This is a genomic window from Mycobacterium sp. HUMS_12744610, from assembly GCF_041206865.1.
GTDB lineage: Bacteria > Actinomycetota > Actinomycetes > Mycobacteriales > Mycobacteriaceae > Mycobacterium > Mycobacterium servetii.
Genome location: NZ_JBGEDP010000001.1, coordinates 123,842 through 137,324, shown reverse-complemented (window position 1 = coordinate 137,324; position 13,483 = coordinate 123,842). Strand labels below are relative to the sequence as shown.

The window sequence follows — 13,483 nt, the reverse complement described above, 5'->3', positions numbered from 1 at the left end:
TCAGCCCATCGGATCGGTGCTCGAGCGCACCGCGTCGGCGACGGGGCTGGCCTCGGCTTCGGGGTAGAACGGCGGCGTCAGGCTCGCCCACCGCACGCAACTCCACCGGCCGTCGGTGATCGGGGAGAGGACCACCGACTCGGCGTTGTCCAGGTGGTTGTCCAGGGCGAAGTTCCCGTCCACGCCGGCCAGCACCGCCGAAACGAGGCGGATCGCCGCGCCGTGACTGACGACGACGATGTCGCCGCCCCACTGGTGGTCGTCGAGGTAGCGCAGACGCAACTCGGTGAGCACCGGCACGTAACGGTCCAGCACGTCGTTGGCGCTCTCGCCGCCGGGCAACGCCACGTCGAGTTCGCCGCGATGCCACCGCTCGTAGACGGCGTTGAACTCCGCCACGGCCCCGTCGTCGCTGCGGCCCTCCAGCTCGCCCACCTGCACCTCGTGGATGCCGGCGAGCTCGGTCGCGGACATGTCGAGGGTGGCACCGATCACCGCGGCGGTCTGCGACGCCCGCACCGCCACGGAATGCGCGAGCAGCGCCGGGCGCCCCGATTCCTGGGCGAACGTATGGGCCTGGTCGCGCCCCAGCGGCGTCAGCTCCGCCCCCGGCGGCCGCGTGTCGAGCCTGCGCTCGACGTTGCTGTAGGACTGGCCGTGCCGCAGCAGCACCAGGCGCCCGCTCACGACGGCCTCCCCTCCCGCAGGCCCGTCAGCCAGCGCGAGGCCTCGTCGGCGGGCGGCGGCACCACCCCGGCGGCCGCACCCGTCGGCCAAGAACCCAGATATCGCACATCGACACAACGACGGTGCAGCGCTTTGAGTGCCTCGGCGACGGCGTCGTCGTCGAGGTGGCCGGCGCAGTCGACGAAGAACAGGTAGGTGCCCAGTTCGGTTCGGGTGGGCCGGGACTCGATGCGGGTGAGGTCGATGCCGCGGATGCCGAACTCGGCCAGCGCGGCCAGCAACGCGCCGGGGGCGTTGTCGATGCGCAGCACCACCGACGTGCGGTCCGCGCCGGTTCGGGCCGGCGGGGGCCCGGGCGGACCGGTCAGCACGAAGCGGGTGCGGGCGTTGGGTTCGTCGACGACGCCGGCGGCCAGCACGCCCAGGCCCCAGCGGGCGGCGGCCAGGGGCGAGGTGACCGCGGCGTCCACCAGGCCGTCGGCCACCTGCCGCGCCGCGTCGGCGTTGGAGTAGGCCGGGCGCAGCTCGGCACCCGGCAGATGGGCGTCCAGCCAGCGCCGCACCTGGGCCGCGGCCACGGGAAAGGCCGCCAGCGTGCGCACGTCCGGGGCGCCGGGGCCGGTGTCACGGTTCGCCCCGACGACGATGCTGAACGCCACGTCCAGGGTCGTCTCCGCGAAGACCTGCAGCGGCGCACCGATCGCCAGACTGTCCAGAGTGGACATCACCGATCCGTCGATCGAGTTCTCGATCGGCACGCAGGCGAACTCGGCGGCGCCGTCGCGGACGGCGTCGAGCGCCGCGGGCGTGCTGTCCATCGGCAGCCGCCGCATCCCGTCCGGCGGCTGGGCGGGAACCAGGCCGGCCGCCGTCATCTCCAGCAGCGCGGCCTCGGTGAAGGTGCCTTCGGGGCCGAGGTATGCGATGCGGACCACACCCAAACCCTAACGGCAGCCGGCCGCTGGCCTTGCGGCCTCCCTCATCGTAATTTAACTTAGGCTTACCTAAGGAGGTTGGATGTCACCGTTGCCCGTCGCCGCGCCGACGACCGCCGAACGGATCCGCAGCGCGTGCGCCCGGGCAGATGGCGCGCTGCTCGCCCTGGAGACGGGCCGCGCGGGCGAGGCGCCGGTCGCCACGCCCGTGCATCACCTGCTGCCCGACGGGTCGTTCGCCGTCGCGGTCGCTGCCGGCCGCGGCGTCTGCGGCTCCCAGGCCGTGCTGGAGCTGACCGACTACGCGCCGCTGCCGCTGCGGGAGCCGGTCCGGTCCCTGGTCTGGGTGCGCGGCCGGATGCGGGAGGTACCGCCGTGCGCCGTCACCGGCCTGCTCGACCAGGTCGCCTCCGAGGACCCGAATCCCGCGCTGCTGGCGGTGCGCACCCCCGGGTCCCGGCGCTCCGGGGACTGCGGCCGCTACGACCTGCTGCGACTCGAGATCGCCTCGGTCGTGGTCGCCGACGCCACCGGCGCCGAGGCGGTCGACGCGGCGGACCTGCTGGCTGCCCGGCCCGACCCGTTCTGCGCGATCGAATCGACGTTGCTGTGGCACCTCGACACCGCCCACAGCGACGTCGTGGCGCGGCTGGTGTCGCGGTTGCCGGCGCCGCTGCGCCGCGGCCGCGTCCGTCCCCTGGGGCTCGACCGCTACGGCGTGCGGTTCCGCGTCGAAGCCGACGACGGCGACCGCGACGTCCGGCTGCCCTTCCACCAGCCCGCGCGCGACATGCCCGGCCTTAGCCGGGCGATCCGCGTGCTGATGGGTTGCCCGTTCGTCAACGGGTTGCGCGCCCGCCGCTAAAGCTAAATTGTCGGGGGTGCACGGCGAGAGACCACCGGAGCGTCCGGGAGCACGCCCGGAACCGTCCCAGGTCATCCGACGTCAACCGGCCCCGCCGCCCGTCGCGCCGGCGAAACCGCCGCCGCGGCCGCCCCGCGCCGATTCGCGCGCCCGCGCCGCGCCGCGGCCGGGTGCCCCGCCACCGCCCGCGGCGCCCCGAAGCCGTCGCAAGCGCAGCCTGCGCCGCTGGGTCCGGACCGTGTCGACGAGCCTGCTGGCGGTCTTCCTGATGGCCGGTGCCGGCATGATCGGCGCAGCCGTGTGGTTGGACACCGCGCTGCACCGCGCGCCGGCGCTGGCCGACTACCCCGATCGGCCCGGCCCGGGCCGCGGCACCAACTGGCTGCTCGTCGGCTCGGACAGCCGCCAAGGGCTCACCGCGGCGCAACAGCGGGAGCTGAGCACCGGCGGCGACATGGGCGGCGCCCGCACCGACACCATCCTGCTGGTCCACCTACCGCGGTTGTGGCACCGGGTGGCCGCCACGGTGATCTCGCTGCCCCGCGACTCCTATGTTCCGATCCCGGGCCACGGCAGGGACAAACTCAACGCCGCGTTCACGATCGGCGGAGCGGCCCTGTTGACCCGGACAGTGGAACAGGCCACCGGGCTGCGCCTGGACCATTACGCCGAGATCGGCTTCGGGGGTTTCGCCGCCCTGGTCGACGCGCTCGGCGGGGTGCGGGTGTGCCCGGACGCCCCGATGGACGACCCGCTGGCGGGCATCGACCTGCCGGCCGGCTGCCAGACCCTCGGCGGGCGCGACGCGCTCGGCTACGTCCGGTCCCGCGACACACCGCGGGCCGACCTGGACCGGATGACCAACCAACGTCAGTTCGTATCGGCGCTGGTGCACCGCGCCGCCGATCCCGGCGTGTGGCTGAACCCGTGGCGCTGGTACGCGGTGCCACGCGCGGTCGTCGGCGCCCTGACCGTCGGGCGCGACGACCACGTGTGGGATCTGGCGCGGCTCGGCTGGGCACTGCACGGACCGACCACCACCTTGACCGTCCCGATCGGCGAGTTCACCAGCACCGACGCGGGCTCGGTGGTGATCTGGAACCACGATGCGGCCGCCGAGCTGTTCGACGCGCTCGCCTCCGACGGTCAGCCGGGCACGCCGCCCTCCGCCGGGGGGCCGCCTTCGTCCAGCCCGCCGGCCCGCGCGTTCTGCAGCCAGGCCTTGGTGCGGCCCGGGTGGTGCGTCGCGAGCCAGGCCACCCCGATGTCCCGGCAGAAGTCGATGTCCTCGTACTCGTCGACGTTCCAGCAGTACACCGCCCTGCCCTGCGCGACGGCGCGGTCCACGAGTTTCGGATACTCCTTCAGGGTCGACAGTGCGGGCCCGACGGCGGTGGCCCCGACGGCGGTGACCGCGCCGCTGGTCAAGTAGCGGGCGGTCTTACCGAGCAGCACAGTCGGCAGCAACGGCGCCGCGCGCCGTATCCGCCACACCGCCGCCGCGGAAAACGACATCACCACGGCGCGGGACCGGTCGGCGGACGCCGGCGCGGCGATACCGAACCGGTGCAGCAGCGCCAGCAGCTTGCTCTCCACCAACGAGCCGTAGCGGACCGGGTGCTTGGTCTCGATGAAAAGCTTCACCGGGCGGTGCCAGTCGAGGACGAGCGAGACGAGCGAATCCAGCGTCAGCAGGCTGGTGTCGCCGTGCGTGCCGTCCGCACGCCAGCTGTCGTGCCACGCGCCGTACTCGTGCTCGCGCAACTCGGCCAGCGTCATCGTGCTCACCAGGCCGGCCCCCGTGGAGGTGCGCTCCAGCCGGCGGTCGTGCACGCACACCAGGTGCCCGTCGCGGGTGAGCCGCACGTCGCATTCCACGCCGTCGGCGCCCTCCTTGAGCGCGAGGTCGTAGGCGGCCAGCGTGTGTTCGGGCCGACCGGCCGACGCGCCGCGGTGGGCCACCACAAAGGGATGCCCGGCGAGCACCTCGTCGGCCCACGTCATAGCACTATGCTGCCGGTTCCCGCCCCGGCAACTCAACAGGGCCGGCGGGCGCGGGCGCCTCGGGCCGGTCCGGCTGGTCCGGGGTGACCACCACCCAGCGATGCGCGGGGCGTTGCACCGGTTTGCGCTCGAAGCCCTCGAAGACGCGGCCGAGCGCGGCCACCGTGACGGCCGCGAGCAGGTACGTCAGCACCATCATGACGGTGTTGTTGGCGATGCCCTGGGCGTCGGTGGCGAAGCTGGTGACGATCGCGAAGATCCACGCCACGTAGCCGACCACCCAGGCGATCCACCACTGCACGATCGGCCGGCGCAGCCGGGCGTAGTGCTCTTCGAGGACGGCCAGTTCGATGACGTACACGGGCGCCCACACCACGTTGGCCAGCGGCACCAGGCACCCGGCCCACAAACCCCGGGCGGAGCGCGGTTCCGGCAGTCCGTGGTGCGACAACACGGCGGCACGCCGCGCGATCAGCCACCGGGTCGCCGTCACCGCGCACACGCTCACCGCCGCGATCGCCGCCACGCTGGCCAGCACCCCCAGCCACTGCGCGGCGAGGGCCACCACCGAGTTGAGCAGCGTGTTCCTGTTGATCACCAGCAGCACATAACGCACGACATAGACCAGGGCCGTAAGGCTGAGCACCAGCACGCTGACGAACAACGCGGTGCGCACCACGGCGGCCGGCGGTCCCGCCTTCGCCGGCGGCGGGATCGTCGCGGTGGCCTGGTCGACCCGGTCCGCCAGACCCCAGCGCGGCATGACGGCGTAGCGCGGAGTGGGCCCCCGGGAGCGCCGTCCGCGCCGCGGGGGCGGGGCGGCGCCGGGACGCACCGCGATCCACCGGAAGCCCGGCGGCAATTGCGGCCGGGTGCGCTGCCAGCCGGCGGCACCGGACGCCGTGCGCGGCGGGGGGCCGGCGCCCGGGCCCCAGCGCGGGTCGGGCGGCGGCGGTTGCGGCGAAACCGGCCCGGGTCCCGAGTGCGGCGCCAGCAGCGGGCCGCGGCAGCGGGGGCACCATTCGCGCCGTCGCTCGCGCACATTCCACCGAGTGCCGCACTGGGAGCACACCTGGATCACCGGACCAGCCTAAGACGTCTCGGGAAAGGCCGGCCGAACGCCGCCGGAACGGCCTCACCCGGACGCTCGCGGCGGCCGCTGGCTATCCACAGTTTCCACAGGTTTATCCCCAGGAGGCGACGGGGTATAGAACCCATCAATACTGGTATCTGTGCCTGAGATGGGCCGTGGCTGTGGATAATCGCCGGCCCCTTGCCTCATGTCATCCTCATGTCACGGACAAGCCGGATCCGCCGCCTAGCGACGCCGTTCGCCCTACCGCCGCCGCCGCGAGTTGCCGGCGCCCCTCCCGCCCGCATTTTTCAGGACGGTTGCAAAGGGTTATGATCGCGGTCACGAAAAGTTCCGTGTGACTCATCTCACTTCGGCGAGGTGTCGTGCAGGTGGAGGGCGACTGATGGCCACGCATTCGTTCGGTCCTGGTTCGCAGGGCCCCTCGAGCTCGTATTCCGGCTCACCCGCGTGGAACCACAGCCACAGCGTCGCCGCGTTGCGTGCGGGCCTGATCGCGCTGCTCTTGCTGGCCGTTCTGGCCGTCATCGTCTTGTCCTGACTTTTCGTCTTGAAACGCCTACGAACGGGTATGTCCGTCAATTGCCCATAGCGGTGATTCTTGCGGCGCGCGCGGTCATGGAGCAGGGTTGACCATGCCAGGCCGGCGCGTGGCGGACACGTGCGAATGAGCGTCAAGGCGTTAACTAACGATCACTAAGAAAGGAATGCTGTGGCCGAATACACCTTGCCCGATCTGGACTGGGACTACGCAGCGCTGGAACCACACATCTCGGGCCAGATCAACGAGCTGCACCACACCAAGCACCACGCCACGTACGTCAAGGGCGCCAACGCCGCTGTGGAAAAGCTCGAGGAAGCACGCGCCAAGGAAGATTTCGCCGCGATCTTGCTGTACGAGAAGAACCTGGCGTTCAACCTGGGCGGTCACGTCAACCACACGCTGTGGTGGAAGAACCTGTCCCCGAATGGCGGCGACAAGCCAACCGGCGAACTGGCCGCCGCCATCGACGAGGCGTTTGGGTCGTTCGACACGTTCCGCGCTCAGTTCAACGCCGCTGCGACCACGGTGCAGGGCTCGGGTTGGGCGGCCCTGGGCTGGGACACCCTGGGCAACAGGTTGCTGATCTTCCAGGTCTACGACCACCAGTCCAACTTCCCGTTGGGCATCGTTCCGCTGCTGCTGCTCGACATGTGGGAGCACGCTTTCTACCTGCAGTACAAGAACGTTAAGGGCGACTTCGCCAAGGCGTTCTGGAACATCGTCAACTGGGAGGACGTCCAGTCGCGCTACGCCGCCGCGACGTCGAAGACCAAGGGCCTGATTTCGGGCTGACTCGCCTTCCCGGGCTGGGGCGCCGCGCGATCGCGCGGCGCCCCGTGCTTTTTCGGGAATGACGAGATCGCGGGCGGTGGTTGCCGTGTCGAGTTGCAACGCGCCGAAACCGCAGGCATGCTGAAGTATTCGAGCTACCAGCGTGGTTATTTCGAAACGGACGCGCACGGAGGTCGAGATGGAAGCCGGATCGGGTGGACCCATAGGGATTTCTCCCTTCCATGCTCGCGGTGCCCTGAAAGGGTTTGTGATCTCCGGGCGTTGGCCCGATTCGACAAAGGAATGGGCCCAGCTCCTGATGGTCGCGGTGCGCGTCGCGTCGCTACCCGGATTGCTTTCCACCACAACGGTGTTCGGTGCCCGCGAGGAGTTGCCCGACGAACCCGAGCCGGGCACGGTCGGTCTGGTCCTGGCCGAGGGCACCGTCTTCGGTGAATCGGCCATCCAGCCAGGCTATTTCGCCGACCATCAGCCCCCCGCACTGCTGATGCTGCATCCCCCTTCCGAAACCACCCCATCGCTGCCGGAATGCACCGGCGCGGCGTCGGGATGCGTCCTGTTGCCGGGCCTGCCGTACCTAGGGCTCGAGCACCGGGCGGCGTGGGTGGAAGCCGAGGCCGACGGGACGATCACGTCGATGGTCAGCCGCGTCGGCGTCGACCCCATCAGCCATCCCGACACCGCGATCCTCGCGATGCTGCTCGCGGCGTAGGGACGGTCGCACCTTTCGGCAACCGCTGTTGCGGGGCCGCCGGTTCGTTCGGATGGTGGACCGCGGCGCCCGAGCCGCCAGGCCCGAAGCCCGGCGAGCGCCACCGCGTCCGCGCCGCGGGTATGGCTACCGGCAAATACCCAGGATCAGGCGCTCGGCATGGCGGCGCCCGACGGACGTTTCGTCCCCGAACCCGCCACCCGCTCCGGAGACGGCCACGGGCGGTACTCGCCGGTGGGGCCGTCCTGCTCGGTAGCCGTAACCACAGTGACACCAGAGGCTTTGTGCGTCTTCGCGCACCGTCCCACGGGCGGGCTGGTCCGATCCCGCAGCAAAGCCTTGCCTTCATGGCTCACCGGGCGCGGCCGGTTGCGGTGATTTCGTCCGTCACCATCGTTCAGGCCAATTTGCGAAACACTCCGGCGGTCCCGGACCACGCCGGTCCGCGGCCCCGATCCTGCGGATAACCTGTGAACTTAGTGGAATTGGTGGACAGGCGCGAGGAGAGATTGGAGGCTCGAAGGGTGCAGGGCGAGTGGTCGCCGAGGCAGGCATCAGCGAATCGCCGCACGTTTGCCAACTGAATGCGTATGTCGACCCCGGCTACCATGATCAGCAAATACACCTAGGAAACAGTCACTTCTACAACCCCGTGGAGGTCATATCGATGAGCACGACGTTTGCTGCCCGGCTGAACCGCCTGTTCGACACGGTCTATCCGCCCGGCCGCGGACCCCACACCTCGGCGGAGGTGATCGCCGCCTTGAAGTCCGAGGGCATCACGATGTCGGCTCCCTACCTGTCCCAGCTACGTTCGGGAAATCGCACCAACCCCTCGGCGGCGACGATGGCCGCGCTGGCCAACTTCTTCCGCATCAAGCCGGCCTACTTCACCGACGATGAGTACTACGAGAAACTCGACAGAGAACTGGCGTGGATGGCCGCGGTGCGCCACGACGGGGTGCGCAACATCGCGCTGGCCGCCGTCGAGCTCTCCCCGGAGTCCAAGCAGGAACTCTTGGCGCGGGCGCACGAGCTGCGCAACGCGGACCGGATGGCCACCGCGGAACGCCTGGGCGCCTAGCCACCAACACCTGCGCAGCCTGACCTGGCGGACTGCCGCAGGTCCATCCCCATTAGTGTTGGCTCATGGGCCTGTTCCGCAAACGAAAGAGTCGCGCGACGCGTCGCGCCGAAGCCCGGGCGATCACGGCCCGCGCCAAGATGGAGGCCAGGCTCGCCGCCAAGAACGAGGCCCGCCGCATGAAGGACGATCGGAAGTCCTCCGAGAAGGCCGCGGCCAAGGCGCTCAGGGCACAGATCAAGGCTCAGCGCGACAGCGACCGGACGGCGTTGAAGGTCGCCGAGACGGAGCTCAAGGCGGCACGCGAGGGCAAGCTGCTCTCGCCGACGCGGATTCGGCGCGCGCTGACGGTGTCCCGGCTGCTCGCACCGGTCCTCACGCCCGTGCTCTACCGGGCTGCCGTGGCCGCGCGGGCGGTGATCGACCAGCGTCGCGCGGACCAACTCGGCATCCCGCTGGCGCAGATCGGCCAGTTCTCCGGGCGCGGAGCCCAGCTGTCGGCCCGCGTTGCCGGATCCGAGAAGTCCCTGCGCCTGTTGCAGGAGAAGAAGCCGAAGGACGCCGAGACGAAGCAGTTCGTCGCCGCGATGACCGAGCGGCTCACCGATCTGTCGGCGGCCGTCCTCGCCGCCGAGAACATGCCCGCCGCGCGGCGCCGGGCGGCCCACGCCGCGATCTCCTCGCAGCTGGACGGTATCGAGGCCGACGTGATGGCCCGCCTCGGACTGGCCTCGGTCTGAGATGTCCCTGCCCCACGGGCGTGCGGCCCACGCCGCCGGCGCCGCCGCCTGGTTGAGCCTGTTGCTGGCCACGATGGCCGCGTTGGTCACGACGGCAACGCTGCAGGCCCCGGTCGCGCTGGCGCACGCGACCCGGATCTCCGCGGATCCCGCGGACGGCGCCGACCTCACGGCGGGGCCCGACCGGGTGAGCGCCACTTTCGACGAACGGCTGCAGCCCGCGTTCGCGGCAATGACGGTGGTCGGTCCCGACGGCAACGTGTGGTCCACCGGAGACCCGGAGGTGCAGGGTGCGGTCGTCGGCATCGCGCTGCGCCCGCTCGGGCCGGCCGGGACGTACACGGTCAACTACCGGGTGACCTCGGCGGACGGCCACGTGGTGTCGGGATCCTGGTCGTTTCGGCTGACGGTGCCGGGCACCGGTACACCGGAGCCGGCCGCGGTCCCCCACCGGGGCGGCGGCAGCCCGCCGTTGTGGCCGTTCGTGGTGGTGACGGTGGCCCTCGTGGCCGCGGGCGGCATCTGGGCGGTCCGCCGCAGGCCGTGAGCGGCGCCGGTGTGGCCCAGACGCCACCGGACCTCCTGGCATGATGGGACGAGAGTAATTTTCATGCGCGACGAGCATGGCGCAAAGGAGCGGCCGCATGGCAGACCCGCAAGAGCAACCCGATCACCAATCCGACGGCGCGCCGACGCCGCCGGAGAAGGCACCTCCTGCCAAGGCGGCCAAGAAGACCGCGAAAGCTCCGGCTAAGAAGACCCCCGCCAAGAAGGCGCCCGCCGCGAACGCAGCGGCCAAGAAGGCCCCCGCCAAGAAGGCTCCCGCCAAGAGCCCGCCGCCCCCGGAACGGCTGCAGGAGCCGGCCGGGCAACCCGTCGCGGCGGCGCAGCGGGCCGAAACCAACGGTGACCTCGCCGCAGCCGCCAAAGCTGTCGCCGCACAAGCGAAGTCCGCGGTGGAATCCGCACCCAACCCGGTGTCGCGCGACATTCCGGCGCCGGCCCCGGGACAGTCCCCGGTCCCCCTGATCGTCGCGGTCGCCCTCGGCCTGCTGGCCATCCTGTTGATCCGCCAGCTACGCCGCCGCTGAGGTGACCGTGGAATTCCGGCCCACCGCCGACCTCGTCGATGAAATCGGGCCCGACGTGCGCAGCTGCGATCTTCAGTTCCGCCAGTTCGGCGGGCGCCCGCACTTCGCCGGAACGATCAGCACCGTGCGGTGCTTCCAGGACAACGCGCTGCTCAAATCCGTGCTTTCCGAACCGGGCGCGGGCGGTGTGCTGGTCGTCGACGGCGCCGGTTCGCTGCACACCGCGCTGGTCGGAGACGTCATCGCCGAACTGGCCCGCTCCAACGGCTGGGCCGGGCTGGTGATCAACGGCGCCGTCCGCGACGCCGCCGCCCTGCGTGGGATCGACATCGGCATCAAGGCGCTGGGGACCAACCCCCGCAAGAGCACCAAGACCGGGGCGGGCGAGCGCGACGTCGAGATCAGCCTCGGCGGGGTGACGTTCGCGCCCGGGCAGATCGCCTACAGCGACGACGACGGCATCGTCGTCGTCGCTGTAGGCGATTCCTAAACCGCTACGGGCGCGGGCTTTTTGGTGAACCGCAAGCCCTCGTCATCGATTTTGCCGTGCCGGATCAGCAAGATGTCGCGCAGGTAGTTCTGGTTGAGCCGCCACGGCTTGCGCGAGCCCTGCTTGGGCAGCTCGTCGAGCGAGCGCAGCACATACCCGGGAGTGAACTCCATGAACGGGCGCTCCTCGACATCGGACCCCGGGTGCTCGACCACCACGGTGTCAAACCCGTTGTCGTCCATGTAGTTCAGCACCCGGCAGGCGAACTCGGACACCAGGTCGGCCTTCAGCGTCCACGACGCGTTGGTGTAGCCGACGGTGTAGACCATGTTCGGCAGTCCGGACAGCATCATGCCCTTGTAGGCCATCGTCGTGGTCAGGTCCACCGGCTCCCCGTCGACGGTGACAGTCGCGCCGCCGAACAGCTGCAGGTTCAAACCGGTTGCGGTGATGATGATGTCGGCGGGCAGCTCCTGGCCGGAGTTGAGCCGGATGCCGGTCGGGGTGAACCGGTCGATGGTGTCGGTGACCACCTCGGCCCGGCCCTTCCGGATGGCGCGGAACAGGTCGCCGCTGGGCACCAGGCACAACCGCTGGTCCCACGGGTTGTACTGCGGGCCGAAGTGCTTCGCCACGTCATAGCCCTCGGGCAGCTGGCGTTCGACAAAGCCGAGCAGGATCTTGCGCATGCGCCGCGGCCACTTCCGGCAGGCGCCGTAGAGCGCCGCCTGGCGCAGCACGTTCTTCCAGCGGATGGCGGTGTAGGCCAGGGTGTCCGGCAGCAGGCGGTTGAGCCGCTCGGCCATCTTGTCGCGCTTGGGTTGGGAGACGATGTAGGTCGGTGAGCGCTGCAGCATCGTGACGTGTCCGGCGCCTGACTCCGCCAGCGCGGGAATCAGGGTCACCGCCGTGGCGCCGCTGCCGATCACGACGACGTTCTTGCCGGCGTAGTCGAGGTCCTCGGGCCAGTGCTGCGGGTGGATGATCGGGCCGGTGAAGTCTTGCGCGCCCCGGAACTCCGGGGCGTAGCCCTGCTCGTAGTTGTAGTAGCCGCTGCACAGGAACAGAAAGGTGCAGGTGATCGTGCCCGGCGTGCCGTTGTCGTCGATCTGCAGCGTCCAGCGGTTCTCCGCGTGGGACCAGTCGGCACCGAGCACCTTGTGGTTGAGCCGGATGTGCTTGTCGATGCCGTACATGGCCGCGGTGCCCTTGACGTAGTCGAGGATCGGCTTGCCGTCGGCGATGGCCTGTCGTTCGGTCCACGGGCGGAATCGGAAGCCCAGCGTGTGCATGTCGGAGTCTGAACGAATTCCCGGGTAGCGGAACAGGTCCCAGGTGCCGCCCATTGCTTCCCGCTTCTCCAGGATGGCGTAGCTCTTGGTAGGGCAGCGGTCCTGCAGGTGCCAGGCCGCGCTCACGCCGGAGATGCCGGCGCCGACGATGACGACGTCAAGGTGCTCAGTCATGCCGCTACGTTATCAACACGGTGTCGATTGCGTCAACGACATGTCGAAACTATCGACACCGTGTAAAGTCGCTGCCGTGACCACCACACGCCAGACGCGCGCCCTGCGCGGCCGCCGCGCAGCGCGCCCCTCCGGCGACGACCGGGAGCAGGCGATCCTGGCGACCGCCGAGCGACTCCTCGAGGAGCGTCCGTTCGCCGACATCTCGGTCGACGACCTGGCCAGGGGGGCGGGCCTGTCGCGGCCCACGTTCTACTTCTATTTCAAGTCCAAGGAAGCGGTGGTGCTCTCGCTGCTCGAGCCGGTGATCGCGCGTGCCGACGCCGAATTCGACGGCGCGGTGCAGCGGCTGCCCAAGGACCCGAAGCGGGTGTGGCGCAACGGCATCGACGCGTTCTTCACCGCGTTCAGCTCGCACCGTGCGCTGGCCCGGGCCGCCACCGAGGCGCTGGCGACCAGCTCGGAGCTGCGGGCGGTGTGGTTGGGCTTCATGCAGAAGTGGATCGACCAGACGGCGGCCATGATCACCGCCGAGCGGACCCGCGGCGCCGCGCCGGAGACCATCCCGGCCGCAGACCTGGCCACGTCGCTGAACCAGATGAACGAGCGCACCATGATGGCCGCGCTGTCGGCCGAGGTGCCGGCCGTCGACGAGGCCCGGGTCGTCGACACCCTGACCCACATCTGGGTAAGCAGCATCTACGGCGAACCGGAATAGTTGTCGCCGCCGCGTGCGAACACATGTTCGTGCGGTGTGAGGCATCCGTCCTGCACGCGGAATTGGATTCGTTCTACGCGTCGGTCGAACAACGCGACGACCCGGGGCTGCGCGGGCGCCCGGTGAGCATCGGGGGCCGCCGCACACGAGCGCCTACGCCCGCGCCAGCGAGCCCGTGTTCGAGATGTTCCGGGACTGCACCCCGCTCGTCGAGCCGGTCTAGGGCGTGTCTCCCAATTTTTCGACTGTTGACCAGCCAGGA

At 70.2% G+C, this 13,483-nt stretch carries 15 protein-coding genes and 2 pseudogenes; 12 read left to right on the top strand and 5 right to left on the bottom strand.

All coding sequences use genetic code 11. From position 1 onward, the window contains the following. The gene (locus AB8998_RS00700) at positions 1-687 is read right to left on the bottom strand and encodes a histidine phosphatase family protein (protein ID WP_369736340.1); all 687 of its coding nucleotides are present in this window, start codon (positions 685-687) and stop codon (positions 1-3) included. Next, on the bottom strand, positions 684-1,622 hold the full coding sequence (gene pheA / locus AB8998_RS00695) for a prephenate dehydratase (RefSeq protein WP_369736339.1): 939 nt from the start codon (positions 1,620-1,622) through the stop codon (positions 684-686). Before pheA ends, AB8998_RS00700 begins: the two co-directional genes overlap by 4 nt. Positions 1,623-1,704: 82 nt before the next feature. Here pheA and AB8998_RS00690 point away from each other — a divergent pair, with 82 nt between their 5' ends. Together AB8998_RS00690 and AB8998_RS00685 are read left to right on the top strand one after the other, a co-directional pair. Continuing rightward, positions 1,705-2,487, top strand: a complete 783-nt coding sequence (locus tag AB8998_RS00690; RefSeq protein WP_369736338.1) for a DUF2470 domain-containing protein — start codon at positions 1,705-1,707, stop codon at positions 2,485-2,487. A gap of 16 nt (positions 2,488-2,503) precedes the next feature. Beyond that, positions 2,504-3,670: pseudogene (locus AB8998_RS00685) on the top strand (LCP family protein); the annotation flags it as partial. Here AB8998_RS00685 and AB8998_RS00680 read toward each other — a convergent pair. After that, positions 3,634-4,491 carry a glycerophosphodiester phosphodiesterase gene (locus AB8998_RS00680; protein WP_369736337.1) on the bottom strand — a complete coding sequence of 286 codons (858 nt, stop codon included), beginning with the start codon at positions 4,489-4,491 and terminating at the stop codon, positions 3,634-3,636. The pseudogene AB8998_RS00685 and the gene AB8998_RS00680 sit on opposite strands and share 37 nt — an antisense overlap. 4 nt (positions 4,492-4,495) lie before the next feature. Beyond that, complete coding sequence (locus AB8998_RS00675; protein WP_369736336.1) at positions 4,496-5,572, bottom strand: DUF4328 domain-containing protein; 1,077 nt, start codon at positions 5,570-5,572, stop codon at positions 4,496-4,498. Between the two features lie 397 nt (positions 5,573-5,969). Between AB8998_RS00675 and AB8998_RS00670 the strand changes: the two genes are divergently transcribed. The 8 genes from AB8998_RS00670 to rraA all read left to right on the top strand — a co-directional run bounded on the left by AB8998_RS00670 (position 5,970) and on the right by rraA (position 11,037). Next, positions 5,970-6,125: a hypothetical protein gene (locus AB8998_RS00670; RefSeq protein WP_369736335.1), complete on the top strand. Its 156-nt coding sequence runs from the start codon at positions 5,970-5,972 to the stop codon at positions 6,123-6,125. 171 nt (positions 6,126-6,296) lie between these two features. After that, on the top strand, positions 6,297-6,920 hold the full coding sequence (locus AB8998_RS00665) for a superoxide dismutase (protein WP_369736334.1): 624 nt from the start codon (positions 6,297-6,299) through the stop codon (positions 6,918-6,920). Positions 6,921-7,098: 178 nt separating this feature from the next. Then, the gene (locus AB8998_RS00660; RefSeq protein ID WP_369736333.1) at positions 7,099-7,632 is read left to right on the top strand and encodes a peptidase; all 534 of its coding nucleotides are present in this window, start codon (positions 7,099-7,101) and stop codon (positions 7,630-7,632) included. Between the two features lie 667 nt (positions 7,633-8,299). Then, positions 8,300-8,716 carry a transcriptional regulator gene (locus AB8998_RS00655; protein WP_369736332.1) on the top strand — a complete coding sequence of 139 codons (417 nt, stop codon included), beginning with the start codon at positions 8,300-8,302 and terminating at the stop codon, positions 8,714-8,716. A 65-nt stretch (positions 8,717-8,781) separates the two neighbouring features. Further along, positions 8,782-9,456 carry a DUF6474 family protein gene (locus tag AB8998_RS00650; RefSeq protein ID WP_369736331.1) on the top strand — a complete coding sequence of 225 codons (675 nt, stop codon included), beginning with the start codon at positions 8,782-8,784 and terminating at the stop codon, positions 9,454-9,456. Positions 9,457-9,529: 73 nt separating this feature from the next. After that, entirely contained in the window at positions 9,530-10,003 is a 474-nt protein-coding gene (locus AB8998_RS00645) for a copper resistance CopC family protein (RefSeq protein ID WP_369741365.1), read from the top strand. A 97-nt stretch (positions 10,004-10,100) separates the two neighbouring features. Next, positions 10,101-10,547, top strand: a complete 447-nt coding sequence (locus tag AB8998_RS00640; RefSeq protein WP_369736330.1) for an Rv3852 family protein — start codon at positions 10,101-10,103, stop codon at positions 10,545-10,547. 1 nt (position 10,548) lies between these two features. Continuing rightward, positions 10,549-11,037 carry a ribonuclease E activity regulator RraA gene (gene rraA / locus AB8998_RS00635; protein WP_369736329.1) on the top strand — a complete coding sequence of 163 codons (489 nt, stop codon included), beginning with the start codon at positions 10,549-10,551 and terminating at the stop codon, positions 11,035-11,037. On the opposite strand, the gene AB8998_RS00630 is transcribed toward rraA, so the two are convergent. After that, the gene (locus AB8998_RS00630) at positions 11,034-12,503 is read right to left on the bottom strand and encodes a flavin-containing monooxygenase (protein WP_369736328.1); all 1,470 of its coding nucleotides are present in this window, start codon (positions 12,501-12,503) and stop codon (positions 11,034-11,036) included. The two genes, rraA and AB8998_RS00630, sit on opposite strands and share 4 nt — an antisense overlap. A 76-nt stretch (positions 12,504-12,579) precedes the next feature. Here AB8998_RS00630 and AB8998_RS00625 point away from each other — a divergent pair, with 76 nt between their 5' ends. Both AB8998_RS00625 and AB8998_RS00620 read left to right on the top strand, forming a co-directional pair. Further along, complete coding sequence (locus AB8998_RS00625) at positions 12,580-13,221, top strand: TetR/AcrR family transcriptional regulator (protein WP_369736327.1); 642 nt, start codon at positions 12,580-12,582, stop codon at positions 13,219-13,221. 23 nt (positions 13,222-13,244) lie between these two features. Next, a pseudogene (locus AB8998_RS00620) lies at positions 13,245-13,441 on the top strand (Y-family DNA polymerase); the annotation flags it as partial. Between the last annotated feature and the right edge of the window lie 42 nt (positions 13,442-13,483).

Bases quoted from the DNA above. Each gene is read 5' to 3' on its own strand.
- AB8998_RS00655 (WP_369736332.1), top strand. From the start codon at position 8,300: ATGAGCACGACGTTTGCTGCCCGGCTGAACCGCCTGTTCGACACGGTC.
- AB8998_RS00690 (WP_369736338.1), top strand. From the start codon at position 1,705: ATGTCACCGTTGCCCGTCGCCGCGCCGACGACCGCCGAACGGATCCGC.
- AB8998_RS00680 (WP_369736337.1), bottom strand. From the start codon at position 4,491: ATGACGTGGGCCGACGAGGTGCTCGCCGGGCATCCCTTTGTGGTGGCC.
- AB8998_RS00660 (WP_369736333.1), top strand. From the start codon at position 7,099: ATGGAAGCCGGATCGGGTGGACCCATAGGGATTTCTCCCTTCCATGCT.
- AB8998_RS00645 (WP_369741365.1), top strand. From the start codon at position 9,530: ATGGCCGCGTTGGTCACGACGGCAACGCTGCAGGCCCCGGTCGCGCTG.
- AB8998_RS00640 (WP_369736330.1), top strand. From the start codon at position 10,101: ATGGCAGACCCGCAAGAGCAACCCGATCACCAATCCGACGGCGCGCCG.
- AB8998_RS00670 (WP_369736335.1), top strand. From the start codon at position 5,970: ATGGCCACGCATTCGTTCGGTCCTGGTTCGCAGGGCCCCTCGAGCTCG.
- AB8998_RS00650 (WP_369736331.1), top strand. From the start codon at position 8,782: ATGGGCCTGTTCCGCAAACGAAAGAGTCGCGCGACGCGTCGCGCCGAA.
- AB8998_RS00630 (WP_369736328.1), bottom strand. From the start codon at position 12,503: ATGACTGAGCACCTTGACGTCGTCATCGTCGGCGCCGGCATCTCCGGC.